At 71.6% G+C, this 23,786-nt stretch carries 22 protein-coding genes; 15 read left to right on the top strand and 7 right to left on the bottom strand.

Translation table 11 applies throughout. The features are described from left to right. Positions 1 to 2: 2 nt before the first annotated feature. Positions 3 to 410 carry an SsgA family sporulation/cell division regulator gene (locus VGS97_RS19620; RefSeq protein WP_326855046.1) on the top strand — a complete coding sequence of 136 codons (408 nt, stop codon included), beginning with the start codon at positions 3 to 5 and terminating at the stop codon, positions 408 to 410. Between the two features lie 207 nt (positions 411 to 617). Further along, positions 618 to 1,835, top strand: a complete 1,218-nt coding sequence (locus VGS97_RS19625; protein WP_326855047.1) for a D-alanyl-D-alanine carboxypeptidase — start codon at positions 618 to 620, stop codon at positions 1,833 to 1,835. A 39-nt stretch (positions 1,836 to 1,874) separates the two neighbouring features. On the opposite strand, the gene VGS97_RS19630 is transcribed toward VGS97_RS19625, so the two are convergent. Continuing rightward, positions 1,875 to 2,618, bottom strand: a complete 744-nt coding sequence (locus VGS97_RS19630; RefSeq protein WP_326855048.1) for a metallophosphoesterase — start codon at positions 2,616 to 2,618, stop codon at positions 1,875 to 1,877. Next, positions 2,615 to 3,247: an AAA family ATPase gene (locus VGS97_RS19635; protein ID WP_414641757.1), complete on the bottom strand. Its 633-nt coding sequence runs from the start codon at positions 3,245 to 3,247 to the stop codon at positions 2,615 to 2,617. The genes VGS97_RS19630 and VGS97_RS19635 overlap by 4 nt, the downstream gene beginning before the upstream one ends. A 175-nt stretch (positions 3,248 to 3,422) precedes the next feature. Between VGS97_RS19635 and VGS97_RS19640 the strand changes: the two genes are divergently transcribed. Further along, entirely contained in the window at positions 3,423 to 4,079 is a 657-nt protein-coding gene (locus VGS97_RS19640; protein WP_326855050.1) for a ThuA domain-containing protein, read from the top strand. A 215-nt stretch (positions 4,080 to 4,294) separates the two neighbouring features. After that, positions 4,295 to 5,005, top strand: coding sequence for a hypothetical protein (locus VGS97_RS19645; RefSeq protein WP_326855051.1), 711 nt, complete (start codon positions 4,295 to 4,297; stop codon positions 5,003 to 5,005). A gap of 234 nt (positions 5,006 to 5,239) precedes the next feature. On the opposite strand, the gene VGS97_RS19650 is transcribed toward VGS97_RS19645, so the two are convergent. Then, complete coding sequence (locus VGS97_RS19650; protein ID WP_326855052.1) at positions 5,240 to 6,361, bottom strand: GTP-binding protein; 1,122 nt, start codon at positions 6,359 to 6,361, stop codon at positions 5,240 to 5,242. A gap of 435 nt (positions 6,362 to 6,796) precedes the next feature. Then, the gene (locus VGS97_RS19655; protein ID WP_414641758.1) at positions 6,797 to 8,746 is read right to left on the bottom strand and encodes a bifunctional 3'-5' exonuclease/DNA polymerase; all 1,950 of its coding nucleotides are present in this window, start codon (positions 8,744 to 8,746) and stop codon (positions 6,797 to 6,799) included. A gap of 497 nt (positions 8,747 to 9,243) precedes the next feature. On the opposite strand from VGS97_RS19655, the gene VGS97_RS19660 reads away from it, so the two are divergent. From VGS97_RS19660 to VGS97_RS19710, 11 genes are all read left to right on the top strand, one after another. Next, positions 9,244 to 10,431 (top strand): FAD-binding oxidoreductase, encoded by a 1,188-nt coding sequence (locus tag VGS97_RS19660; RefSeq protein WP_326855054.1) that lies wholly within the window; start codon positions 9,244 to 9,246, stop codon positions 10,429 to 10,431. Beyond that, entirely contained in the window at positions 10,425 to 10,745 is a 321-nt protein-coding gene (locus tag VGS97_RS19665) for a (2Fe-2S)-binding protein (RefSeq protein ID WP_326855055.1), read from the top strand. The genes VGS97_RS19660 and VGS97_RS19665 overlap by 7 nt, the downstream gene beginning before the upstream one ends. Beyond that, positions 10,729 to 12,225 carry an NAD(P)/FAD-dependent oxidoreductase gene (locus VGS97_RS19670; RefSeq protein WP_326855056.1) on the top strand — a complete coding sequence of 499 codons (1,497 nt, stop codon included), beginning with the start codon at positions 10,729 to 10,731 and terminating at the stop codon, positions 12,223 to 12,225. Before VGS97_RS19665 ends, VGS97_RS19670 begins: the two co-directional genes overlap by 17 nt. Continuing rightward, a complete protein-coding gene (locus tag VGS97_RS19675; RefSeq protein WP_349262195.1) occupies positions 12,218 to 13,117 on the top strand; it encodes a dihydrodipicolinate synthase family protein in 900 nt (299 codons plus the stop codon). Before VGS97_RS19670 ends, VGS97_RS19675 begins: the two co-directional genes overlap by 8 nt. A gap of 48 nt (positions 13,118 to 13,165) precedes the next feature. After that, entirely contained in the window at positions 13,166 to 14,164 is a 999-nt protein-coding gene (locus VGS97_RS19680) for a proline racemase family protein (RefSeq protein WP_326855058.1), read from the top strand. 26 nt (positions 14,165 to 14,190) lie between these two features. Further along, entirely contained in the window at positions 14,191 to 14,844 is a 654-nt protein-coding gene (locus VGS97_RS19685) for a GntR family transcriptional regulator (RefSeq protein ID WP_349262197.1), read from the top strand. Positions 14,845 to 15,008: 164 nt separating this feature from the next. Continuing rightward, positions 15,009 to 15,911, top strand: coding sequence for a TNT domain-containing protein (locus VGS97_RS19690; protein ID WP_326855060.1), 903 nt, complete (start codon positions 15,009 to 15,011; stop codon positions 15,909 to 15,911). 2 nt (positions 15,912 to 15,913) lie between these two features. After that, on the top strand, positions 15,914 to 16,942 hold the full coding sequence (locus VGS97_RS19695; protein ID WP_326855067.1) for a TNT domain-containing protein: 1,029 nt from the start codon (positions 15,914 to 15,916) through the stop codon (positions 16,940 to 16,942). Then, positions 16,939 to 19,107: a DEAD/DEAH box helicase gene (locus VGS97_RS19700; RefSeq protein ID WP_326855061.1), complete on the top strand. Its 2,169-nt coding sequence runs from the start codon at positions 16,939 to 16,941 to the stop codon at positions 19,105 to 19,107. Before VGS97_RS19695 ends, VGS97_RS19700 begins: the two co-directional genes overlap by 4 nt. Positions 19,108 to 19,293: 186 nt before the next feature. Further along, entirely contained in the window at positions 19,294 to 20,136 is an 843-nt protein-coding gene (locus tag VGS97_RS19705) for an SAM-dependent methyltransferase (RefSeq protein WP_326855062.1), read from the top strand. Positions 20,137 to 20,260: 124 nt separating this feature from the next. Then, positions 20,261 to 20,872 carry a DUF1707 domain-containing protein gene (locus VGS97_RS19710; protein ID WP_326855063.1) on the top strand — a complete coding sequence of 204 codons (612 nt, stop codon included), beginning with the start codon at positions 20,261 to 20,263 and terminating at the stop codon, positions 20,870 to 20,872. A gap of 36 nt (positions 20,873 to 20,908) precedes the next feature. Here the strand turns inward: VGS97_RS19710 and VGS97_RS19715 are convergent, their stop codons facing one another. From VGS97_RS19715 to hppD, 3 genes are all read right to left on the bottom strand, one after another. Further along, positions 20,909 to 21,793: a hypothetical protein gene (locus VGS97_RS19715; RefSeq protein ID WP_326855064.1), complete on the bottom strand. Its 885-nt coding sequence runs from the start codon at positions 21,791 to 21,793 to the stop codon at positions 20,909 to 20,911. A 73-nt stretch (positions 21,794 to 21,866) separates the two neighbouring features. Then, positions 21,867 to 23,081 (bottom strand): homogentisate 1,2-dioxygenase, encoded by a 1,215-nt coding sequence (locus VGS97_RS19720; RefSeq protein ID WP_326855065.1) that lies wholly within the window; start codon positions 23,079 to 23,081, stop codon positions 21,867 to 21,869. A 116-nt stretch (positions 23,082 to 23,197) separates the two neighbouring features. Further along, a partial coding sequence (hppD, locus tag VGS97_RS19725) for a 4-hydroxyphenylpyruvate dioxygenase (protein ID WP_326855066.1) occupies positions 23,198 to 23,786 on the bottom strand: 589 nt, incomplete at its 5' end.

Raw genomic sequence — 23,786 nt, forward strand, 5'->3', positions numbered from 1 at the left:
CCATGCTCGCCACCGTCGACCAGGCCCTGATGGGCCGTCTCGTGATCAGCCCGTACGTGTCCCGTGGGATCCACGCCAACCTGCGTTATCTGCGCGACGACCCCTACGCCGTGCACCTCGCGTTCCCGGCCGCGATCAGCCTGGAGGGCGGGGACGTCGAGTGGGTCTTCGCCCGCGAGTTGCTGGACGACGGCCTGTACGCCCCCACCGGCGAGGGAGATGTGCACCTGTGGCCGTGCGGTCCGGGCCGGGTGATGATCGAGTTCGCGTCGCCGCACGGCGTGGCCGCGGTCGAGTTCACGGCCGCCGACGTGCGCCGGTTCTTGCACTGGTCGTACCGCGCGGTGCCGGCGGGCCAGGAGCTGCGGCATCTGGATCTCGACGCGAGCCTGGACGCGCTGCTCGACTGATGACGGTGCCCGACGGCTGTGCTCCATGACTCTGGCCGATAACTCCGGCTGATGGCAGCGGCCCGACGATACCGCCACGACGCCTACGACAACCAAGTGCGACTGTCCGATTGCAAACGGCAGTCCCCCTCCAATGGCGTGGATCGCAAGGACGCGCCACGCGCGCCGTACGAAGCGGATTCCCCGCTTTGGCATAGTTTGCTCCGCGTGAGACGAGGACGTGTCCGCCCGCGCCGGACGCCGCGCACCCGGGTCGAGTTCGGGCGACCCGGTCAGCAGCGGCCGCGAGTGCTGCTCTGGCTGGTGTTCGGGCTGCTCGCGGTGGCTCTCGGCGGGGCCATCGCGGCCTTCGCGTCGTCGGCGTGGGTACCGCGGGTCGTGCAGGAGGTACCCGCGACGTACGTCTTCCCGGGCACGCCGCCGACGATCCCGTGGCCGCAGTCGGGACAGGCCGCGCTCACCGTGTCGGGCCTCGGCGGGCTCGGCACGTCCGGGCAGGTGGCCACCGCGGTGCCCATCGCGAGCGTCGCGAAGGTGCTCACCGCGTACCAGATCCTCACCGACCATCCGCTCGCGGCGGACGCACCGGGACCGTCGATCACCGTCTCGCGTGAGGATGCGGTCGCGTATGGCCGGCAGCTCGCCGAGCACGAGTCGCTCGTGCCGGTCGTGAGCGGCGAGGCGCTGACCGAGCGCCAGGCGCTTCAGGCGCTGCTGCTCGCGTCCGCTGACAACATCGCGCAGTTGGCGGCGCGGTGGGATGCCGGGAGTGTTCCCGCGTTCCTGACCCGGATGAACAAAACCGCCACGCGGCTCGGGATGACACATTCCAGGTACACGGACCCCTCGGGCCTCGACCGCGGCACGGTGTCCACGGCTCCGGACCAGTTGCTGCTGGCTGCGGCGGCCATACGCGACCCGACGTTCACCGAGATCGTGGGCGAACGCAGCGCCGTCATCCCGGTCGCCGGGACGATCCGCAACTACAACGCGCTGCTCGGCCGGGACGGCGTGATCGGGATCAAGACCGGCTCGACACTGGCGGCCGGTGGCTGCCTCATGTTCGGCGCGGACCTGTCATCGGGGCCGGACGGTCGGCCACGGCGCGTCTACGGCGTCGTACTCGGCCAGCCCGGAAGCGCGTCAACGATCCTGCCGCACGCGCTGGCCGCCGCGCGGCGCCTGATCGAGTCGGCGCAATCGGTGCTGGCAACGGCCACGGTCGTGCCGGTCGGGTACCGCGTCGCGGTGGTGCACGAGGCGCTGCGCTCGGACCGCGTGCTGACGCCGCAGGCCGACGTCGGCGTGGTCGGGTGGCCCGGCATGCGATACACACTGCGCGTGTCGGGGCCGCCCGAGAACGTCACCCTGACCGTGCAGAGCCAGGCGGAGCCCGGGTACCAGGTCGTCAGCTCACTGAAATAGCGGATGTGACAGAAGCCGGCCGAAAGCCGCAGGGCACTGTCACAGGATCACGCGGAAGTGCGTGGTGAGCCGCCGCTCGTCGTCGAGGATGTGGAAGGCGAGCGCGGCGGGCGCCTCGTTGTCCATGATCTCGTCGCCCTCCCACGGAAGCAACACCGTGGAGATCACCGAAGGCGCGATCACCAGCGGCAGTCCGGCGAACATGGTCGCGGCCGGCGTGTGCACGTGGCCTGCCAGGATCGCGACGACGTTGTCGTGCCGGCCGAGGACGGCGGCCAGCCGCTCGCCGCCGGTCTGCATCATCCCGTCGAGGAACGGCACGTATGTCCGCACCGGCGGATGATGGAAGCACACGAAGACCGGTGCCCCCGCCGGAGCGTCGGTGAGCGTACGGTCCAGCCACTCCAGCGTCTCGTCGGCCAGAAAGCCGCCGGGCTCGCCGGGGACCGTGGAGTCACAGAGGGCGAAGACGGCGCCTGCCGCGCTCTGGACCTGGTTGATCGGCCCCTCGGGCTGTTCCGAGCCGAGCAGGATCCTGCTGTACGCCGCGCGGTCGTCGTGGTTGCCCGGGCAGGTGAACACCGGGAACGGTTGCGTGGCGAGCGCGGCCCGGGCCTTCTCGTACTCCGCCACGGCGCCGTGGTCGGCGATGTCGCCGGTGATCACGAGCGCGTCCACCGGCCGGTGCAGCGCGGCGAGCCGCGCGAAGAGCCGGTTCGCCCGGTCCTCGTTGCGCTCCGAGGTACCGAAGTGGACATCACTGACCTGCACCACGGTGATCATGAGTGCGCTCCGTTCACTGTCTCACCAAGTGGCCGACTTGTCCGCACCAACTGCTCGATCTGATCGATCAGCGCGTCCGCCGTGCCATCCTGGACGCGGTCCTTCGCGTTGTGGATCGCGACGTGCGGGACCGGCGGCGGCTCGTCAGGACGCATACGCTCGACGAACCGCGCGTAAGCGGCGAGCTTGGCGCCGTCGCGTTCACTGCCCCGAGCGATCAGCCGCCTGCGTAGAACTTCCGCGTCGCAGGACACCCACACCAGGCGCACGTCTCCCCCACCGAGCCCCGCACGCCAGGCCTCCCAGACGGCGGGATCGCGGATCTGCCCGGTGAACGGCCCGACCAGCAGCACCGGGCAGCCGTGGTCGCGGATCTCGCGGGCCGTGTAGGTCAGGCCCTGATATTCGTGGACTTTGACATTGTCGTCGTACCACGCGCCTTCGCGCTCCCCGGGTTCGCGCCCGGCCGAGGCGAGGACCGCCGCGACGAAGGAGCCGTACACGGTGTCCTTGTCCAGCACGGCCGGATGCGGCGTGAGACGCTCGGCCAGCAGCCCGGCGACCGTGGACTTGCCTGCGCCCGGCGCGCCCGCGACCACCCACACCGGTGCCGGGACGACCGGCGGCACAGCGCCGTGCGCGCCGTTCGACACTGCGCCGTCGTGATCAGCCACGACCGGAATCATCGCACACGGCTTGGTCGAGTCGGGAGATCCCCGGGATCGGCTGACGTCGCTTCACCAGGGGTTGGTCGAAGATGCGGCGTTCGGCGTGGCGGCCGACCCACCGCTCTACGATAGGCCGATGCAGCGCGCACTGGTGTACACGCGGACCACGCGGTACCGGCACGACTCGATCCCGGCCGGGATCGCCGCGCTCCGCGAGCTGGGCCGGGACGCCGGCCTCGCGGTGGACGCGACCGAGGAGCCCGAAGCCTTCACGCCGGAGAATCTGGGCGGCTACCAGGTGGTGGTTTTCCTCTCGACCAGCGGCGAGGTGCTTACCGACGGGGGGCGCGCCGCGTTCAGCGAGTGGGTGCGGGCCGGCGGCGGCTTCGTCGGCGTCCACCTCGCCGCCGGGACCGAGCCGGACTGGGGCTTCTTCGGAGAACTGGTCGGCGCGCGCTTCACCCGGCACCCGCACTTCCAGCCCGCCGTGGTGACGGTGGAGGACCAGCGTCATCCGGCCACCTCGCACCTGCCCGCGCAGTGGATGTTCGATGACGAATGGTATGAATTCGACGCCAACCCCCGTGGAATGGCACGTGTACTGGCATCCGTGGACGAACGCTGCTACGAGGGCGGAACCTCGGGACTCGATCATCCGCTGGCCTGGTGTCACGAGCACTGCGGCGGCCGATCGTTCTACACGGCGCTGGGCCACGCCGAGGCCGCGTATGCCGACCACCGGTTCCGCGCACACCTTGAGGGAGCCCTGACATGGGCCGCCCGGCTGGACTGACGACCGGCTCGACGGCCGGTCCGGCAAGCAGTGCGGAAACCGGTCCGAACGTATGAACACGGCAAGGGCGGCAGCGCGGCGGACTTCTCGCGCCCGCCGGTGAATACGCGCCCGTGACTTTCCATCGCCGCGCATCTCGACTTGACGCATTTCGACTCGATATCGTCGGCCGGACTTCTCGCCGACTTGACACGCATCCGACAGAATCGGTCTCCATGAAAAGCGACAGGACGTACTACGCCGATCCCGAACTCGGTCCCGCGCGGCGGCTGCAACGTGCCGGCGATTGGGACGGCGCGCTGCGTCTCGTGCCGGACAGCACGCCGGGCGCGGTCCTGCGCGCCGAGATCCTGGTGGATCGGCACACCTGGCGCCTCGACCCGGTGACCGGGGCGACGGCCGCGATTCACGCGATCGAGGACCGCGAACCGGACGACGCGGCCTTTCTGACCGCAGTGCTCGAATACTGGCGCCAGCTGCTCAAGTCCGGGGACACGCCGCTGGGACCGGACCCGGTGACCGAGTTCGCTCGGCTCGACGTGAAGACGCCCGGCTGGGCGACGTTCTGGCACGGCGTGTCGACGGAAAACCTGCGCGGGGACGACGAGAGCGCGCAGGCGCTGTACCGGCGGGCGCTCGGCAGCGCGCTCGACGAGGAGGACCTGCTGCTCGAATCGTACGTGGTGCGGCATCAGGGCTTCCACATGCTCGGCCAGGACCGGGACACGGGGCTGGCCCTGCTGCGCCGGTCGCTGGACCTGCGCGCGGCCTGCGGCGCTCGTCCGCACGTCGCCGCGGCACAGGCCGGGCTGGCCGAGGCACTCGGCGTCGGACCCGAGTCGGTGCTGCTGAGCCGGCTCGTGGCGCACAGCGCGCAGGAGCTGAACCTGGCCTGGCTCAAGGTCGAACGGGAGTCGGTCATCTGATTCAGAGCGACCGAGGATCGGTGGCCGGGCTTGCGGGCCGATGGCCATCGCCTGGCCGCGTTGCCGTCGGTCGCCGCAGCACCGGGTCGCTCTGAGAGCGACCGAGTCCGCAGCCCTGATTTCTGGTTCCGCGGCCTGACTCTGTGGCTTGACTCTGTGGCCTGGCTCTGTCGTCCAACTCTGTGGTCTGATTCGCGCGTGACGATCCGGCGACGCGGCGAGTCCGGCCTGCGGTCAGCGCAGTACTGCGTCAGCCCCCGCCGTCCGCGCGAGGCTCGGCGGCGGCAGCGGTTGTGTCGAGCGGAACGAGGCGGGCGGCGGGACGTCCGACCGGGCGCGGCCGACGGCGTCCGCGGCCGCGATCGCGGCGAGCACGGCATCGTCGAGAACCGACGGAGGGCAGGCGATCCGTACGTTGACGGTCGCCGAACCGCGCTCGACCGGCCGGGCCGCGGAGCGGTCCGCTCGGGGAGCGGCCCCCGACTCGGTCACGCTGAGCTTCGCCAGCCCCGCACGAGTACGCACGGCGACCTTGGCGTGGCCGACGAAGTAGCCGGTCGCGGCGCTCCACTCCGACAGATGGCGCAGCACGGCGCGCCCCCAGACGGACGCGTCGAACGTGTCGTCGACGGCGTCGACGCCGAAGGCCAGATTCGCCCACGCCAGCCTCGCCTCGGCGTCGACGTAGCGTGCATGGTCCAGTTCGTAGTCGGGTTCGGGCGTCGCGACGTCGCGGCCCCACGCACGTACGAGTTCGTCGATGCCGGCGCCGCTCACGGCGCTGTAGGGCAGGACGGTCGCCTGCGGGTGGTCGGCGGCGAGACGCGCCGTGAGCTTCGCGGTCTGCTCGGCGCCGATCAGATCGGTCTTGTTGACCGCGAGCAGGTCGGCCGCGGCGAGCTGGCGGCCGAACACGTACGCGAGCTCGTATTCGCGGCCGCTGAGATCCGCGGCGCCCGCGAACGCGGCCAACCGCAGCGGGTCGACGACCACGGTCTGCGGGGCGATGACCACGCGATCGCCGAGGCGGCGGCGCAGCGGGACGAGTGCGGGCCGCAGGTCGAAGCAGTTGCCTGCCGCCTCGACGAGCACGGTGTCGATGCCGCCCGAATCGGCCAGCCGGGCCACGTGCGCGGCGAGTTCGTCGGGGTGGTGGCAGTAGCAGCCACCGGTCACCTCGGCGACGTGGTCGAGTCCGGCGCGGGCCAGGTCGGTGTCCACTAGGCCCGCGGGACCGGCGTCGTTGGTCACCACGGCGACCCGCCGGCCGGTGCGCTGCATGGCGACGGCCGCGCTGATCAATGTGGTGGTCTTGCCTGAGCCGAGGAATCCGGACAGCGGTACCAGCGTGATCACGGTCGAGTCCGTCCTTTCGCTCCGGGCTCGGTCCGCCGCGCCGCGGCCCGCCCCGGGGCCCGTCGCCGACGGCCGGCGGCCGTAGTGCGATCGCGATCCCCGTGGTGGCGCACCGGTACGTCGCCGCACCGTGGTACTGGAGCCGTAAGTACTGGAGCCGTCGAGCCGTGCAGCGGTGTCTCCCCCGCAGACCGTGTCCCGCCTCGCTGACCGCGCGCGACCGCCGCCGCTCAACGCCGGAAACGACCTCGCCTCGACAGCGACGTCGGACCCGCACGTCCTCACCGGCGACCGCCCGGATGAGAACACTGGTACGCCGGGTGGACGCGACCACCATTGCGCACTGGATCGAAGCGTGTCAATAAGCCCGGGGCGGAAACGGCCGGGAAACAAAGAACCCTGATTTTACCGCCGCGCCACCCGGGCCCGCCCGGCTCACTTCGCGTCGGCGTAGCAGTCGACGACGGCGGTGGCCAGCGGGAAGCGGACCGCGGTGGGGCCGAAGACGACGCGGCGTGCCTCGTCCGCCGCGTCGGCGACAGCCTGCGCGGCGGCTTCGGCCAGCGGCTTAGGCGTGTGGACCACGACTTCGTCATGCACGAAGAAGACGAGATGCGGCGCGGCGGCGAGGTCCGCGGCCCGGTCTGCGGCGGCTTGACCGGACTGGTGGACCCCGCTGCGACCCGCGCCGGTAACGCCGCCGAGCTGCGCGAGTCGGCGGCGCAGTACGGCGAGCCACACCAGCGCCCAGTCGGCGGCGCTGGCCTGGATCACGAAGTTGCGCGTGAACCGGCCGCGGCTGCGCGCCGCCTGCCCCGAGCGGCGTGCCGAGTCCGCGCCGCCGTGCGCGCCCGCAAGGTCGTCGAACGTGTCGGCGAAGCCGGGCGCACCGAGCGCCGCAGGTTCGAACCCTGCGCCGTCGGCCGGCCCGGAGCCTCGGCCCCAGCCCGCTCCCGATCCCATGCCGGTTTCCGAGTCCGGGCTCGCATCGGCATCGGCATCGATGCCGTCCATGCCGCTGACCACCTTGCGCCAACTGGACGAGGGCGGCGGGCAGGCACGCCCGAGACGGGAGTGGACGACCGCGCCGCGCTCCCCCGCCCTGGCCGCGTCCTCCACGTAGGCCATGGCTGCCGGGAACCGCTTGCGCAGCACCGCGAGCAGTGGACCGATGCCGCCGCTGGTCTGCCCGTACATCGCGCCGAGCAGCGCGAGCTTCGCCTTGGCGCGGTCGCCGGCGAACGCCTCCGCAGCCAGCGCCTCGTAAAGGTCGCCGGCTGCGGCGGCGCGGGCGAGGCCTACGTCGCCGGACACTGCGGCGAGCACCCTTGGTTCGAGCTGCCCTGCGTCCGCGACCACCAGCGACCATCCGTCATCCGCGACGACGGCGCGGCGCATGATGCGCGGAATCTGCAACGCGCCGCTGTTGCGGGTGGCCCAGCGGCCCGAGACGACGCCGCCGACGACGTACTCGGGGCGGAACCGGCCGTCCTTCACCCACGCGTCCTGCCAGGCCCAGCCGTGCGCGGCGTGCAGCCGGGAGAGCTCCTTGTACTCCAGCAGCAGCTCGACGCCGGGGTGCTTGATCGCACGCAGCTCCCAGGCGCGCGTGGAGTTGACGGAGAATCCGGCATACCGCAGCGCGCGCAGCACCTGCGTCGGCGAGTCCGGATTGAAGCCACGGCCCGGCGGATACCCGAATGCCTCGCCCACCCGAATGCCAAGCTCGGCGAGCTTGGCGGGTAACGCATCACCGAACGGCCGCGGGCCGAGCAGCTCGGTTAGCACGGCGTCGTGCGCGTCAACGCGCCATGGCACGCCGCGCGCGGCGATCTCAGCGGCGACCAAGCCGCCCGCGGATTCGGCGGCGACGAGGGTGGTCAGGGCTGCGGCTGCGGGCCCGCTAATTGTACCAGTCACACCAGTCACACCAGTCACACCAGTCACACTGGTCGTACCAGTCGTGCGATTCACTGCGGTAATCGCATTATCAGCAGTCGTCCCAGCGCCGGCAGTAATCGCGGCGCCTGTGGCGGCCGAGGTCGGCGCAGTGGCGGCGATGCGGCGCAATTGGTCGGCATGCACCGCGACCAGCATCTCAATCTGCCGCGACGCGTCCGGCACACCGCCGCCCCCGGTCCCGGTCCCGAACAGCGCGGTGATCCCGAACAGCGCCGTCTGCTCCTGCGGCGCGACCGGCCTCGGATCCTCGGGCACCGGCAGACCGTGCAACCGCGCCCACGCAGCCGCGAGCGAACGCGGATCGCCGCCCCGACCCGCACGGGCGAGTAACAGCGCTTCGGTGAGCACGACGTCGTGACAGCGTTCGACTCGGACCCCGGCGCTCAGCAGGCGCGGATACTCGCTCTCGGTGGCGGTCCACACCCAGCGCGGCGCGTCGGTCCGCTCCCGCCGCGCGATCACGGCGGCTAGGTCGGGCGCGTGGGACGGCGGCTGTGCGGGCGTGCCGTCGTCGGCCAAGACCTGCAACCAGCCGGACAGGCTCAGGTCGCCGGGCTCGACAGGGTCGAAGGTGACCGCGATCCGCACGTTCCCATCATCGCGCTGGGCACCGACACGACAGCGACAGCGCAGGCCAGCCGACCGGGCACGCCAGTAGGGCAGCCGGGCCGCGACAGCACCAGACACAGACGCGACGGAGCGGGACGCAACACGACACGCCCGTACTGGACGCGCAGCACGACGGAGCAGGCGACGCCGATGTCCCCTGCTACATCGGCGGCGCCCCGTCGCCTGGCGTGCCCCACGAGGATGATCTCCAGGCCGGCAGAACGCCAGGCCGCGGCGAATCAAACCCTGATCGAACATGTGGCGCCACCGGAAGGCATGACATCGGCAGTGACATGTGACATTGTACTGGGGTGATCCGGGACTCGGTCTGCGACGTCGTCATCGTCGGCGCCGGCATCGTGGGCGCGGCCTGCGCCTACTACGCCGCGCGGGCCGGGCTCGACGTCGTGGTGGTGGATCGCGGGCCGGTGGCCGGCGGGACCACCGGCGCCGGTGAAGGCAACCTCCTGCTGTCAGACAAGCCCCCAGGACCGGAACTGGACCTCGCGCTGCTGTCCGCGCGGCTGTGGCGGCAGATCGCGGCCGAACCGTTCGGCGGCGACATCGAGTTCGAGCTCAAGGGCGGGCTCGTCGTCGCGGCGGATTCACCGGGTTTTGACGCACTGCGCGAGCTGGCGCAGCAGCAGCGTCACCGCGGCGTCGAGGCGAGCGTGGTCGCGGCCGACGGCTTGGGCGAACTCGAACCGCGACTGACCGCGGGATTGGCCGGCGGCGTGTTCTATCCGCAGGACGCGCAGGTGCAGCCGGCACTCGCGGCGGCGCATCTGCTCGCGGCGGCCCGCCGCGCGGGCGCCCGGCTGCGCGCAGGTGAGAATGTCACTGCGCTGCTGCGCACGCCGGACGGCGCGGTGCGTGCGGTGGTGACCGACCGAGGTGAGATCCACACCCCGGCCGTGGTCAACGCCGCGGGCGTCTGGGGCGCCGACATCGCCGGGCTGGCCGCCGTGACGTTGCCGGTGCAGCCGCGGCGTGGATTCATCCTGGTCACCGAGCCGCTGCCGCCGCTGATCCGGCACAAGGTCTACGCGGCGGACTACGTCGCCGACGTGACGAGCCGCTCCGCGGCCTTGCAGACCTCAGCCGTGGTCGAGGGGACGGCGTCAGGACCCGTACTCATCGGGGCGAGCCGCGAGCGGGTGGGCTTCGACCGGGGCATCAGCCTGCCGGTGCTGCGCCGCCTCGCCGCGCAGGCAGTGGCGCTGTTCCCGACGCTGGCGCGGGTGAACGCGATCCGCGCGTATACCGGCTTCCGGCCGTACCTGCCGGACCATCTGCCGGCCATCGGACCGGATCCGCGCGTGCCAGGCCTCTTCCACGCATGCGGGCACGAGGGGGCCGGGATCGGCCTGGCCCCGGCGACCGGGCACCTGATCTCGCGCGCCCTGCTCGGGTTGCCGGCCGGCCTCGACCTGTCCGCGTTCCGGCCCGACCGGTTCTCCGGGCCGCACTTCCCGAACCCAGCGGAGGAAGCATGCTGATTCGACGCACACCGGAGGCCCTGGTCTCGGCACGGCCGGAGGCGCCGTTCACGCTGCGGATCGACGGCCGGGAAGTCCAGGCGCTGCCAGGCCACTCGATCGCCGCCGCGTTGTGGCGGGACGGGATCGTGTCATGGCGGTACACCCGCCGCGGTGGAAAGGCACGCGGCGTCTTCTGCGGCATCGGGGTCTGCTTCGACTGCCTCGTCACGGTCAACGGGCAGCCGAACCAGCGCGCCTGCCTCACCGCGGCGCGGCCCGGCGACGTCGTGCGCACGCAGGAGGGAACGGGCCACGATGTCCACGACCTCTGACATCGATCCCCCGAGCCCTGACAGGGCACCCGGCACGCCGCCCCGCCCGGCCGCCGGCCTGCTCGTCGTCGGCGCCGGGCCCGCCGGGCTCGCCGGCGCGCTGGCCGCGGCCGACGCGGGCATCCCGGTGACACTCGTCGACGCCGGCCGGCGGATCGGCGGCCAGTTCTACCGGCAACCGGCGGCCCGACTGCACGCCCGGCGGCCGCAGGCCCTGCATCACGACGTGCGGACCTGGCTGTCGCTGCGCCGCCGGTTCGACATCCACGCGGCGGCGGGTCGCGTCCGGCACCTGGCCGACCATCACGTGTGGTTCGCCGAGCAATCGGCCAGCGGCTTCGTCGTGCACGCCCTGGCCGGCGCCGAACAGGACGGGGCCGGGCAAGACCATCCGGTGTCAGTGCGCGCAGACGCGCTGCTGCTCGCGACCGGCGCGTACGAGAAGGTACTGCCTTTCCCCGGCTGGACCCTGCCGGGCGTGATCACGGCGGGCGCCGCGCAGGCGATGCTCAAGGGCATGCTCGTGCTGCCCGGGCAGAACGTGGTGGTCGCCGGAACCGGCCCGCTGCTGCTCCCGGTGGCCGCCGGTCTGGCGCAGGCCGGCGCCCGGATCAGTGCGCTGATCGAGTCCGCCGATGCACGGGACCTGAGGCGCCTCGCTCCAGCGCTCGCCGCGCACCCCGGCAAGCTCGCCGAGGCCGCCGGATACGCGGCCACGCTGCTGCGCCACCGCGTTCCGATCCGGTACCGGCACACGGTTCTGGCCGCACACGGCGCCACGCGCGTCGAATCCGTGACGGTCGCCGCCCTGGACCGGCAGGGGCAGGTATGTCAAGGCTCTGCGAAGTGGATCCCGTGCGACGCACTGGCCGTCGGGCACGGACTGCTACCCCACCTCGACCTGGCCGGCGCACTCGGCGCACGCCTGCTCGGCGACGGGGCCCAGACGGTCTGGGTCGACGACGAACAGCGCACTGACATCCCGGGGCTCTGGGCGGCGGGAGAGGCGACCGGGATCGGCGGGTCGGCTCTCGCCGTGGTGGAAGGCGAGATCGCCGGAATCTCCGCCGCGGCGACGCTGCTCGACCGGGCGCCGGACGCCGGCAGGACGGCGCGGCTGGTACGTGCACGCACACGTCTGCGGGATTTCTTCGCAGCACTCGACACGGTCTACTCGACGCCGGCGACGATGATCGACGCGCTGGCCGACGAGACGGTCGTGTGCCGCTGCGAGGAAGTCCCGGCCGGCGCAGTACGCGGCGCGGTCCGGGAACTGGGAGCGACCGACCTGCGGACGATCAAGCTGCTGACTCGCGCCGGCATGGGCTGGTGCCAGGGGCGCATGTGCACGCCCGGCGTCGCAGCGGTCGCCGGATGCCCCGCCACGGCCGCGCGGACCCCATTCGCCCGGCCCGTGCCGCTCGGCGTCCTCGCACGGTCGGGAGAAGCAGCCGAGGAAGGGTACGGAACCGATGAATAATCCTGATACACGCCGTCCGTGGCATGGAGTCCTCGTGGCGACCGCCTTGCCGCTGCGCGAGGATCTGGGCATCGACTACGACGCCTACGCCGCGCACTGCGCCTGGCTGATCGAAGAGGGTTGCGACGCCGTGGTGCCCAACGGCTCGCTCGGCGAATACCAGACGCTCACCGCCGAGGAACGAGCGAGCGTCGTCGACGCGGCCGTTTCGGCGGTCGGCGGCGATCGGGTCGTCCCCGGCGTCGGCGCGTACGGCAGTGCCGAGTCACGGCGGTGGGCTCAATACGCGGCCGAGGCCGGCGCCAAGGCGGTGATGCTGCTGCCGCCGAACGCCTACCGCGCCGACGAGCGCGCGGTGCGCGCGCACTACGCGGCGGTCGCCGAGGTCGGCCTGCCGATCATCGCCTACAACAACCCGCACGACACGAAGGTGGATCTCACCCCCGAACTGCTGGCCTCGCTGCACGCCGACGGGCTCGTCCAGGCGGTCAAGGAGTTCAGCGGCGACGTGCGGCGCGCGTATCGGATCAGCGAACTGGCACCGGAGCTCGACCTGCTGGCCGGCGCGGACGACGTGCTGCTGGAACTCGCGGTGGCCGGGGCGAAGGGCTGGGTCGCCGGGTATCCCAACGCCCTGCCACGCGCGACGGTCGAGCTCTACCGCGCCGCGACGGCCGGCGACCTGGCGAGCGCGCTGCCGCTGTACCGGCAGCTGCATCCGCTGCTGCGCTGGGATTCCAGGACCGAGTTCGTGCAGGCGATCAAGCTGTCGATGGACCTGGCCGGGCGGCGCGGCGGGCCGTGCCGCCCCCCGCGCGGACCGCTGGAGCCGGACCAGGCGGCGGCGGTCCGCGCGGCCACCGAGAAGGTCCTGGCCGCCGGGCTCCGGTGACGACCCGCCGCGCGGACCGCCGGATCTTCAAGAGAGGACTGTGAGCCGATGCGCAGCAAGCTGATCCTGCACGCGGTGGACTCGCACACGGAGGGCATGCCCACGCGGGTGATCACCGGCGGAGTCGGCGTGATCCCCGGCGCGACGATGTCCGAGCGCCGCGTGCACTTCATCGAGCACCTGGACGATCTGCGTACCCTGCTGATGTTCGAGCCGCGCGGGCACTCGGCGATGAGCGGCGCGATCCTGCAACCGCCGACCCGGCCCGACGCCGACTACGGCGTGCTGTTCATCGAGGTCTCCGGCTGCCTGCCGATGTGCGGGCACGGCGCCATCGGCGTGGCGACGGTGCTGGCCGAGACCGGGATGGTGCCGGTGGTCGAGCCGGTCACCACGATCCGGCTGGACACGCCGGCCGGGCTGGTCACCGCCGAGGTGTCGGTGCGCGACGGCGCCGCGACCGCCGTCAGGCTGCTGATGGTGCCGTCGTTCGCCGCCGGCCTGGATCGCAAGGCTCTGCTGCCGGACGGCCGCACCGTCACCTACGACCTCGCCTACGGCGGCAACTTCTACGCGATCCTGCCGCTGGACCAGTTCGCCCTGCCCTTCGAGCGCGCCGCGAAGAACGAGATGCTGGCCGCCGGCCTGTCGCTGATGGACGCGATCAACGAGGAGCCGCCGGTGCATCCGGCCGATCCGACGATCACCGGCTGCCATCACGTGCACCTGGTCGCGCCCGGCGCGAACGCACGGCACTCGCAGCACGCGATGGCGATTCACCCCGGCTGGTTCGACCGCTCTCCCTGCGGCACCGGAACCGCGGCCAGAATGGCTCAGTTGCACGCCCGCGGAGAACTGCCGCTGCATCAGGACTTCGTCAACGAGTCGCTGATCGGCAGCACGTTCACCGGCCGGCTGATCGGCACCACCGAGGTCGGACCGGTACCCGCCGTGCTGCCGACGGTCACCGGACGCGCGTGGATCACGGGCACGGCACAATATCTGCTCGACCCCACCGACCCCTTCCCCGCCGGATTCCTGCTGTGAACGAACTCGACCAGACGAATGCCCGGATGGACGCACTGCCGCCGCTCGGCGGTGCGCGGCGCAACTACCGCGACCAGGTCGCGCACGCCCTGCGCGCGGCGCTGGTGAGCGGGCAGTTGCGGCCGGGCGAGCTGTACTCGGCCCCGGCGCTGGCGGCACGCTTCGGCGTGTCGGCGACCCCGGTGCGCGAGGCGATGCTCGACCTGGTGCGCGAGGGCCTGGTGGAAACGGTCTCCAACAAGGGCTTCCGGGTCACCGCCGTCACCGGGCGGCAGCTGGACGAGTACACGCACATCAGATCCCTCATCGAGGTCCCGGTGGTCGCCGCGCTCGCCTCGACCGCGTCGGCCGCCGAACTCGTCGCGCTGCGGCCCGACGCCGAGCAGATCGTCGCCGCCGCGAAAGCCGCCGACCTGATCGGGTACGTCGAGGCGGACCGGCGTTTCCACCTCGGGCTGCTCGCCCTGGCCGGCAACCGGCACCTGGTCGAGGTCGTCGGCGACCTGCGCAAGCGCTCGCGCCTCTACGGCCTGACCCGGCTGGCCGAGCGCGGCCTGCTGGAAGCCTCGGCGCAGGAGCATCTGGAGCTGCTCGACGCGCTGCTCGCCCGCGACGAACCGGCCGTGCGAGCCGTGATGACGCGCCACCTCGGCCACGTGCGCGGCCTGTGGGCGCAGTGATCCGCCCGGCCGGGTGACGGAGCGATTCGTCTGCCCGTCCCTCGTCGACCCAATGGCTCGTTGACAAGATCACGGCTCGTTGACAACGCCATTCGATCTCTGCGAGACTCCGCCAGTCCTGATCCCTCGGACGGCGAAACGGCAAGAGTGGCGGGGGCCTTCCTGTGTCGAATCCCATCGTCAAAGCGCTCGAAGACGCGGCGCAGCGCGTGGGCCGCACGCTGAGCACGGACGCCGGCAAGGCCGTCGAGGACTTCTACCGCAGTGCGGGGAAGAACACCGAAGCGGTCGTCGAGCGGATCGGCAAGGCCGACGCGGAGAACGCGCACAAGCTGGTCGACCTCGCCGAGAAGGCCGGGAAGGGCGGCGCGGTCCAGGACGCCGGGAAGGCCGCCGCGATGCGGCAGAAGTTCGGCGACATCCTCGATCCGGCCAACGCCGGCAAGCCCGTGCGCTACCTGGACGCCAACGGCAAGCCGATCCCGACGAGCAAGCTCGTGCACCCGGACCTGGCCGAAGCCGAGCAGCTGCGTCTCCAGTCGATCCAGGACAAGCTCGGCGCCGAGAGCCGGGCGTACAAGGCCCAGCACGGCAACTGGCCCGACCCGCCGGCCGGGGTCGACCGCGGCAACCCGGCCGTCCAAGGCCTGCTGCCGCCGGGCTACGACCCGTATCACGGCCAGGGCCGCGACGCCTGGATGCAGAGCATCACGAAGCCCGACGGTAGTCTGGATTGGGCCGACGGGAACAAGTACCCCGACGGTTTCTCCAGCCCGACGGACCGCGAGCCGGTCGTGCTCTCCCCCGGCCAGACCATCGACCGCTTCGGCGGCCCCAACGGAAAGTTCACCTCCCCCGCGGGCGTCCCGTATCCGGACCGCGCGTTGCCCGCGAGCAGCCTCGACGGCGCCAGCTACCATCAGTATGAGGTGATCAAGCCATTGCCGGCGTGGCAGGGCGGGATCGCCCCGCAGATGGGTGAACCGGGCGGCGGCGTCCAGCACTACCTGCCCGTCTCGGTCGAGGCCCTCATCAAGGGCGGCTACCTGAGGGAGAAGCCACTGTGAACATGGAAGAACTCGGGCTCGTCCTGCGCCTCCTACAGGTGCCCGACAGCGTGGCGTCCCTCGGCCGGCTCCGTGACGACCACTACTGCCTCCTCCCGCACGACGATGGCGCCTTCGAGGTCTTCTGGTACGAGCGCGGCGGCCACCACGACCAGTGTGTCTACGACAACGAGGAAGCGGCCTGCTACGGCTTCCTCGGCCAGATCGGCGGGGGCCTGACAGGCCGCCAGGACGTGGTTCCCGGGACCGGCGTCGGCGCTTCGGTCGGCGGCGTGTCACTCGACCATCCGGCGGTGCGCTCGCTGCTCGCCGACGCGGACCCCTACGGCGGGCTCGGTGAAGCCGACTGGGCCGGGCGGTTCGTCGAACCCGAAGACGCCGACGCCGCGCCGGGTGCGCGCCGCCTGGTCTGGCCGGCGCAGGGCGAGTACCCGGACGGTTTCGCCTCGGCCACCGAACGGCAGCCCGCGCGCCTCGAACCGGGGACGGTGGTCGACTCGTTCGGACCGACGTTCTCGCGCATCCTGTACGACGTGGACACAACGTTCGCCGAGCGCTCGCTCCCCATCGATTACGCAGCGTCCGGATATCGCCAGTGGCGCGTCCTGAAGGAGACCGCGGTCTGGTCCGGGCCCGTCGCGCCCTGGTTCGGCCAGAGCGGCGGCGGCGTGCAGCACTTCGCGCTGATGCCGGTGGCGGACCTGGTCGGCGCGGGCTTCGTCGAGGAGCTGGCCCTGACGGGGCCGGCCGGGCCGGCCGAATCAGAGGTCGGAGGCGTGTTCGCACAGGACCCGGTCAGCCAGCTCTCCTGGTTCTCCAACGTCGGGGCGCCGCCGGGGCTGATCAGCGAGGGCCGGGTCAAGGAACAGAGCTGGTGCGTGACCGAGGGCGGGGACGGCTGGTGGGACGTGTTCTTCGTTGAGCGCGGTTCACGCACCGAAGACCTCGGACGCAGCGACTCGCGACTCGCCGCGCTGCGCCTGCTCGGCGGCCGGCTCCTCTATACGGACGTCCTCAACCGCATGCCGTGACGACGCCGTCAGCCGTCAGGGCTCTGCTTCAGCGCGCGTCGGCGGCTGTCACGTCGGCGCGCAGCCTGCTGGAGAACGACCAGCACGCCCAGCAGGAGGTGCGCGAGGCGTACGGCGCGCTGCATTCGGCCGTGGTGCGCGAGCAGCTGAGCTCGACGCCGGTCGACCGGCTGAAGGAGGTCGTGCCGCGCCTCCCGGTCGCCAGGCTGGAGAAGGCCGGTTACGCCGACGTGTACGCCGTGCTGTCCGCCGGGACCGAGCGGCTTGAGCAGATCAACGGCGTCGGCGCGCAGACCGCCGCCCAGGCCGACGCGGCGGCGCGGCGGCTCGCGGAGGCGGTCGGCGCGGACACGCGGATCTCCGCCGACGTCGATCCCGACGACGCGCACGGCGCCGCGTTGCTTGCCGCGCTGCACCGGGTGCAGAACGCGCAGAGCGCGACGGAACGGGCACGCGAGCCCGCCCGGCGCCTCGGCGACCAGCTCAGCCGGCTGATCACCGGTGCCACGCCGCTGCGCAGCAGGCTGCGGCGCACGTTCACCGCGGCGCGGCGGCGGGCCGAGGCCGAGCGCGCCGTCACAGGGCTCGAAGAGCTGCTGGACGCGCCCGCCACGCAGCGCGACCTCAAGCGGATCGAGACCGCCGACAAGCGGCTGCGGGCGCCCAGGCCGCGGCCGGCCACGATCCGCCGTGACTTCGAGAAGCGGGCCGCGGACTACTTCGGCACGCTGGCCAGGATCATCGGCGTGCAGGAGGACGCCGAGGCGTCCCGCGGCTTCCTGCCCGAGCAGCTCGCCGAGAAGATCGGCGAGCAGCAACTCGACACCCGGCATCTGCGCGTCTCGCTGCGCGGCTACCAGGAGTTCGGCGCGCGCTTCGCGCTGGCCGGGCGGCGCGTCATCATCGGCGACGAGATGGGCTGCGGCAAGACCGTCGAGGCCGTGGCGGCGATGGCTCACCTACGGGCCGAGGGCGAACGGCACTTCCTGGTGGTGTGCCCGGCCAGCGTCCTGATCAACTGGATGCGCGAGGTGCGCGGCCACAGCACCCTGCGGCCGTACCGGCTGCACGGCGCCCACCGCGACGAGCAGCTGCGCGCCTGGGCCGCGTCGGGCGGCGTGGGCATCACGACCTTCGAGACGGTGAGCGCGCTCGGCCTGCCGCCGCGTATCAGGGTCGGCATGCTCGTGGTCGACGAAGCACACTACGTGAAGAACCCCGGCACACGGCGCTCGTACCATCTGCGGGAATGGACCCGCGGGATCGACCGGGTGCTGTTCCTGACCGGCACGCCGATGGAGAACCGGGTCGAGGAGTTCCGCAACCTGGTGGACTACCTCCAGCCTGGCCTGGTGGACGAGACGGTCGAGATCGACGCCGTCGCCGGGTCGAAGGCCTTCCGCCGCGCCGTCGCCCCGGCGTATCTGCGCCGCAACCAGGAGGACGTGCTCGCCGAGCTGCCCGAACTGACCCGGGTCGACGAGTGGGAGGAGTTCGGCCCGCAGGAACTGGCCGTCTACCGGCAGGCGGTGGACGAGGGAAACTTCATGGCGATGCGCCGGGCCGCCTACGCCGCCGGGAGCGTGCGCGGTTCGTCGAAGCTGCGCCGCCTGGTCGAGCTCGTCGACGAGGCCTGCGACTCGGGGCGCAAGGTCGTGGTCTTCTCCTACTTCCGCGACGTGCTCGACACGGTCCGCGAGGTGCTCGCACGGCAGGCGCCGGGCCCGCCGGTGCTCGGGCCGCTGACCGGCTCGGTGCCGCCGCCGCGCCGGCAGGAGCTGGTCGACCAGTTCGCGGCCACCCGCGGACCGGCCGTGCTGGTCAGCCAGATCCAGGCCGGCGGGGTCGGCCTCAACGTGCAGGCCGCCTCGGTGGTGATCCTGTGCGAGCCGCAGGTCAAGCCGACGCTCGAAACACAGGCGATCGCCCGCGCGCACCGGCTCGGCCAGGTGCGCAGGGTCCAGGTGCACCGGCTGCTGGTGGCCGACAGCGTGGACGAACGGATGCTCGAACTGCTGGAGGCCAAGACGCAGCTGTTCGACGCCTACGCCAGGCGCAGCGAGACCGCCGAGACGTCGCCGCAGGCGCGCGATGTTTCCGAGACGGCGCTGGCCCGGCGGGTCGTGGACGCGGAGCGCGCGCGGCTGGGAGTCGTCGCAGACTGACACACAGTGCTCACCCCGGCGAGTCGCCCTGCGCGCGGCGAGATCACGCCGGGATCGGCAAGGTCTAGAAATCCATCGGCGTCAGAGTCGGTAAGACTCGGTTACCATCAAACCCGGCAGACGGCGTCCGGCCTCGGGTCCGGACTGCGGCTTGCGCAGAACCCGGCTCTTCCCGCGGAGGCGAGCATGCCCAAAGACGATCCCCCGATTCTCGGCAAGGGTCTGCTCAAACCCGGGTTCGACGCGGCGAAGATCGACACCGGCGTCGCGCATCCGGCCCGGATGTACGACTACTACCTCGGCGGCAGGGACAACTACCAGATCGACCGGGACGCCGCCGAGGAGGTGCTGGCGGTCCTGCCCGAGGGCCGCGACATGGCCCGCGCAAACCGCAGATTCCTCGGACGTGCCGTGCGTTACCTCGCGCGCAACGGCATTCACCAGTTCCTTGACATAGGCACCGGCATCCCCGGCCCGGACAACACCAACGACGTCGCGCACTCGGTGCAGCCCGAGGCCCGCGTGGTCTACGTGGACAACGACCCGATCGTGCTGACCCACGCCACCGCGCTGCTCGCCCGGCACGACCCGAAACACACCACGGTCGTCCAGGCCGACCTGCGCGACCCGAGTTCGATCATCAACCACCCCCGCGCGCGCGAGGTGCTCGACTTCTCGCAGCCGATCGCCATCCTGCTGGTCGCGGTGCTGCACTTCATCAAGCACGCCGAGAAGCCGCACGAACTGGTGGAGGAGCTCAAGCGGGTCATGGTGCCGGGCAGCTACCTGGTCGTCTCGCACGGCACCAACGACTTCGAGCCGGACCGCGCGAACAGTGCGGTGCAGGGCTACCGCCAGGCGGCGGCCCCCTTCGTGCTGCGCAGCCGGCAGGAGATCACCCGGTTCTTCGACGGGTTGGAACTGATCGAGCCCGGCGTGGTGCAGATCCCCTGGTGGCAGCCCGACGGCGAGGTCGGCCCCAAGGCGGAGCAGATCTGGATCTACGGCGGCATCGGCCACAAGCCGTGAGCGGGCCGACCCGTGAACCGGACTCAGTGAGCTGCGAGCCACTCCGCACGACGACGCGCCGACCAGCGTCGCGAGGGGATCGACCCGGCTCGCCAACTCGCGACATATCGCGTATGATCCGCGCATGACCACGAGCGATCCCTCCAACGCCCCAGTCCCGGCCGCGGCTGCGGCCCCGGCGCTGCGGATCGGCGACCGGGAGCGCGACGACGCCGTGGAGCGGCTGCGCGCGGCGGCCGGCGACGGCCAGATCACGCTCGACGAGCTGGAGACCCGGGTGGAGGCGGCACTTGAGGCCCGCACCGCCGGCGACATCAGGGTCCTGCTCGCGGATCTGCCCGAGCCGGCCGGTGCCAAGGCGGCGGCCGCGGTCGCGAAGCCGGTGCGCCTGGCGGTGACCCACGGCGTGGTCGAGCGGCTCGGCGCCTGGCTGGTGCCGCAGGAGATCACCGCGGACCTGAAGCACAGCGCCTGCGCCATCGACCTGCGCACCCCGGCCCTGCCGCGCGACGGGGTGACCATCAACGTCACCGCGCGGCACAGCGTGATCAAGATATTGGTGGCAAGTGACGCCGTGGTGGACCTGACCGCAGTCGGCCGCCATCACGCCCAGGTGAAGGACCGGGGCGCGCGCCACGTCGCCAACGTGTCCGGGCCGCCCATCGTCTTCACCGGCGCCCTGCACCACAGCGTCATCAAGATCCTGCGGCCGCGCAAGGGCCTGTTCCGCCGCTGACGCCGCCCGCCGCGCTTGCGCCGACCGCGACCGAGCTCATTCGAGTTCCAGCGCGCCGAGCCTGACGAGGTCTGCCAACGGTTCGGCGATGCTGCACGTGCCATACGCGGTGAAAGCGCGACGGGTCCGGGCGGTCGCGTCCGGCGTCAGCTGTCGAAGAGCGCCGACGAGTTCCGTCCCCGACCGCACGCCGAGCAGCGAAGCGACCAGCGACGCGTCAGCACCCTGTACGGCCGCGCCGGTGGCGGTCAGGATGTTGAGGAAGCCGTGGTGCTCGAACCCGGTCACCTTGTCGGTGTGCCGTATCGCCTCATGCAGGCCGGCAGTGCACTTGAACGACAGGCGGCGCACGACGCAGCCGACGATGAACTCGGCGAGTTCCACCTCTGCCGGGAAGGCCTGCGCCACGGCGCCGCCGGTGCGCAGCTTCGCCCGGAACGAACTCGCGGCGACAACGTCCAGCGCCTCGGCGAGCCCCGCGCCGCGCCGCACCTCGACCACGCCGCCGACACCCGGGGGCAGCTCGCGATCCAGCGCCCAGACTGCTTCGCGCGCCGCTGCGGCGGGCGAGCCGTCCGCGGCGCAGGCCAGCTCGACGCCGACGAGTTCGATCCCTGGTTCGCTCGCGGTCGCCCGCACCGCGCTCGCGAGGCTGCCCGGCCCGTTCGGCACGACGAGGACCAGCTGGACGAGCGTCTCGTCGTCGCGCGCCGCTTGCGCCACGTCGGTCAGGTGTTTCGGGGCGGCGAGGAACGGGCCGACCAGGTCCCGGTACCAGGAGGCCCGGTGCGCGCGGTGTGCCGGCACGGCCCGCGCGGCAGGGACGTTGCCCGGCGGGAACAGGGCCGCGTCGTCGCAGAGCCGCGCGAACAGCGGCGGGATGCCGCGCCCTGCGGCATCGGTGGCCACGGCGTCGGTCACGACTGTGGTCTCCTGCCCGGCCCGGTCCACGCGCGGTTCCCGCGATCGGCGGCTTCGGCGTCCTCGGCGCGGCTCACGTGCTCGGCCCCCGTCCCGACCAGGTCCACGCGTAGCCCTCGTCCTCGACGGCGATCCCGCCCTCGCCGAGGTCGAGCGGGCGGAAGGTGTCGACCATCACCGCGAGTTCGTCGAAGAACTGCGCGCCGATGCTGCGCTCGTAGGCGCCGGGCTGCGGCCCGTGCGCGTGCCCGCCGGGGTGCAGCGAGATCGAGCCCTGACCGATCCCGGAGCCCCTGCGCGCCTCGTAGTTCCCGCCGCAGTAGAACATCACCTCGTCCGAGTCCACGTTCGAGTGGTAGTACGGCACCGGGATGGACAACGGGTGGTAATCCACCTTGCGCGGGACGAAGTTGCAGATCACGAACCGCGCGCCCTCGAAGACCTGGTGCGCGGGCGGCGGCTGGTGGATCCGCCCGGTGATCGGCTCGAAGTCTGAGACGTTGAACGTGTACGGGTACAGACATCCGTCCCAGCCGACCACGTCGAAGGGGTGGTGCGGGTAGACGTAACGCGTGCCCCTGATTCCCTGCGGCGTGCGGTGCTTTACCAGCACGGGCACGTCTTCGTGCGATTCCTGATCACTTGGCGCCGCCAGGAGTTCCCGCGGGCCGTGCAGGTCACGCTCGCAGTACGGCGCGTGTTCGAGCAGCTGGCCGAACTTCGACAGGTAGCGGCGCGCCGGAGTGATGTGGCTGTTGGCCTCGATGACGTAGGCGCGCAGCGGTTCGACTCCGTCGGGGAGCCAGCGGTGCGTGGTGGCGCGCGGCAGCAGGACGTAGTCGCCCTGCCGCACCGGCAGTGTGCCGAAGACCGTTTCGACCAAGCCCGCGCCGGATTCGATGTACACGCACTCGTCGCCGATCGCGTTGCGGTACAACGGCGACGCCTCGCCGGCGACCGCGTACGAGATCCGCACATCGGCGTTGCCGAGCACGAGCCGCCGGCCGGTGACCACGTCCGTTGTCTTCCACTCCCGGCCCTCGGACAGGGTGTGCAGCTTGAGGTGCCGTGGCTTGAGCGGATGGTTCGGGGTGAGCGTCTGGTCCGGCAGTTCCCACACCGCCGCGTCCACGATCGCCGAGGGGATGTGGCGGTGGTAGAGCAGCGCGGAGTCGGAGAAGAAGCCCTCCTCTCCCATCAGCTCTTCGTAGTACAGTCCGCCGTCCGCACGCCGATGCTGCGTGTGACGCTTGGGCGGAACGTCGCCCAGCGAGCGGTAGTACGCCATCTCGGGCTCCTCAGCCGGCTGCGCTCATGAATGCTCGGGGCCTACGAAAATATATGGATTTTTCACCCATTCGCCCGTTCCTCCATTGCCGCTGCTCCCTACTGCCCGCTGCCCAGCTACAGATTCCCCCGGCGGGCCTGCTCCCGCTCGATCGCCTCGAACAGGGCCTTGAAGTTGCCCTTGCCGAAGCCGAGCGAGCCGTGCCGCTCGATCAGCTCGAAGAAGACGGTCGGCCGGTCCTGCACCGGCTTGGTGAAGATTTGCAGCAGGTAGCCGTCCTCGTCCCGGTCGGCCAGGATGCGCAGCTCGCGCAGGGTGTCGAGCGGGACACGGGTCTCGCCGGCCCACTCGCCGAGCGTGTCGTAGTAGGCGTCCGGGGTCTCCAGGAACTCCACGCCCATCTCGCGCATCGCCCGCACGCTGGCCACGATGTCGCCGGTGGCCAGCGCGATGTGCTGCACTCCGGGGCCGCCGTAGAACTCCAGGTATTCGTCGATCTGCGACTTGCGCTTACCGGCCGCCGGCTCGTTGATCGGGAACTTCACCCGGTGGTTGCCGCTGGCCACCACCTTCGACATCAGCGCGGAGTACTCGGTGGCGATGTCGTCGCCGATGAACTCCTTGAGGTTGGTGAAGCCGAGCACCCGGTTGTAGAAGTCCACCCACTGCGCCATCCGCTCGACGTTTCCGACGCAGTGGTCGATC

It is taken from the genome of Actinocrinis sp. (genome assembly GCF_035946395.1).
GTDB lineage: Bacteria > Actinomycetota > Actinomycetes > Streptomycetales > Catenulisporaceae > Actinocrinis.

Bases quoted from the DNA above. Each gene is read 5' to 3' on its own strand.
- VGS97_RS19620 (WP_326855046.1), top strand. From the start codon at position 3: ATGCTCGCCACCGTCGACCAGGCCCTGATGGGCCGTCTCGTGATCAGC.
- VGS97_RS19630 (WP_326855048.1), bottom strand. From the start codon at position 2,618: ATGATCACCGTGGTGCAGGTCAGTGATGTCCACTTCGGTACCTCGGAG.
- VGS97_RS19640 (WP_326855050.1), top strand. From the start codon at position 3,423: ATGCAGCGCGCACTGGTGTACACGCGGACCACGCGGTACCGGCACGAC.
- VGS97_RS19645 (WP_326855051.1), top strand. From the start codon at position 4,295: ATGAAAAGCGACAGGACGTACTACGCCGATCCCGAACTCGGTCCCGCG.
- VGS97_RS19665 (WP_326855055.1), top strand. From the start codon at position 10,425: ATGCTGATTCGACGCACACCGGAGGCCCTGGTCTCGGCACGGCCGGAG.
- VGS97_RS19670 (WP_326855056.1), top strand. From the start codon at position 10,729: ATGTCCACGACCTCTGACATCGATCCCCCGAGCCCTGACAGGGCACCC.
- VGS97_RS19675 (WP_349262195.1), top strand. From the start codon at position 12,218: ATGAATAATCCTGATACACGCCGTCCGTGGCATGGAGTCCTCGTGGCG.
- VGS97_RS19680 (WP_326855058.1), top strand. From the start codon at position 13,166: ATGCGCAGCAAGCTGATCCTGCACGCGGTGGACTCGCACACGGAGGGC.
- VGS97_RS19685 (WP_349262197.1), top strand. From the start codon at position 14,191: ATGGACGCACTGCCGCCGCTCGGCGGTGCGCGGCGCAACTACCGCGAC.
- VGS97_RS19695 (WP_326855067.1), top strand. From the start codon at position 15,914: ATGGAAGAACTCGGGCTCGTCCTGCGCCTCCTACAGGTGCCCGACAGC.
- VGS97_RS19705 (WP_326855062.1), top strand. From the start codon at position 19,294: ATGCCCAAAGACGATCCCCCGATTCTCGGCAAGGGTCTGCTCAAACCC.
- VGS97_RS19710 (WP_326855063.1), top strand. From the start codon at position 20,261: ATGACCACGAGCGATCCCTCCAACGCCCCAGTCCCGGCCGCGGCTGCG.
- VGS97_RS19720 (WP_326855065.1), bottom strand. From the start codon at position 23,081: ATGGCGTACTACCGCTCGCTGGGCGACGTTCCGCCCAAGCGTCACACG.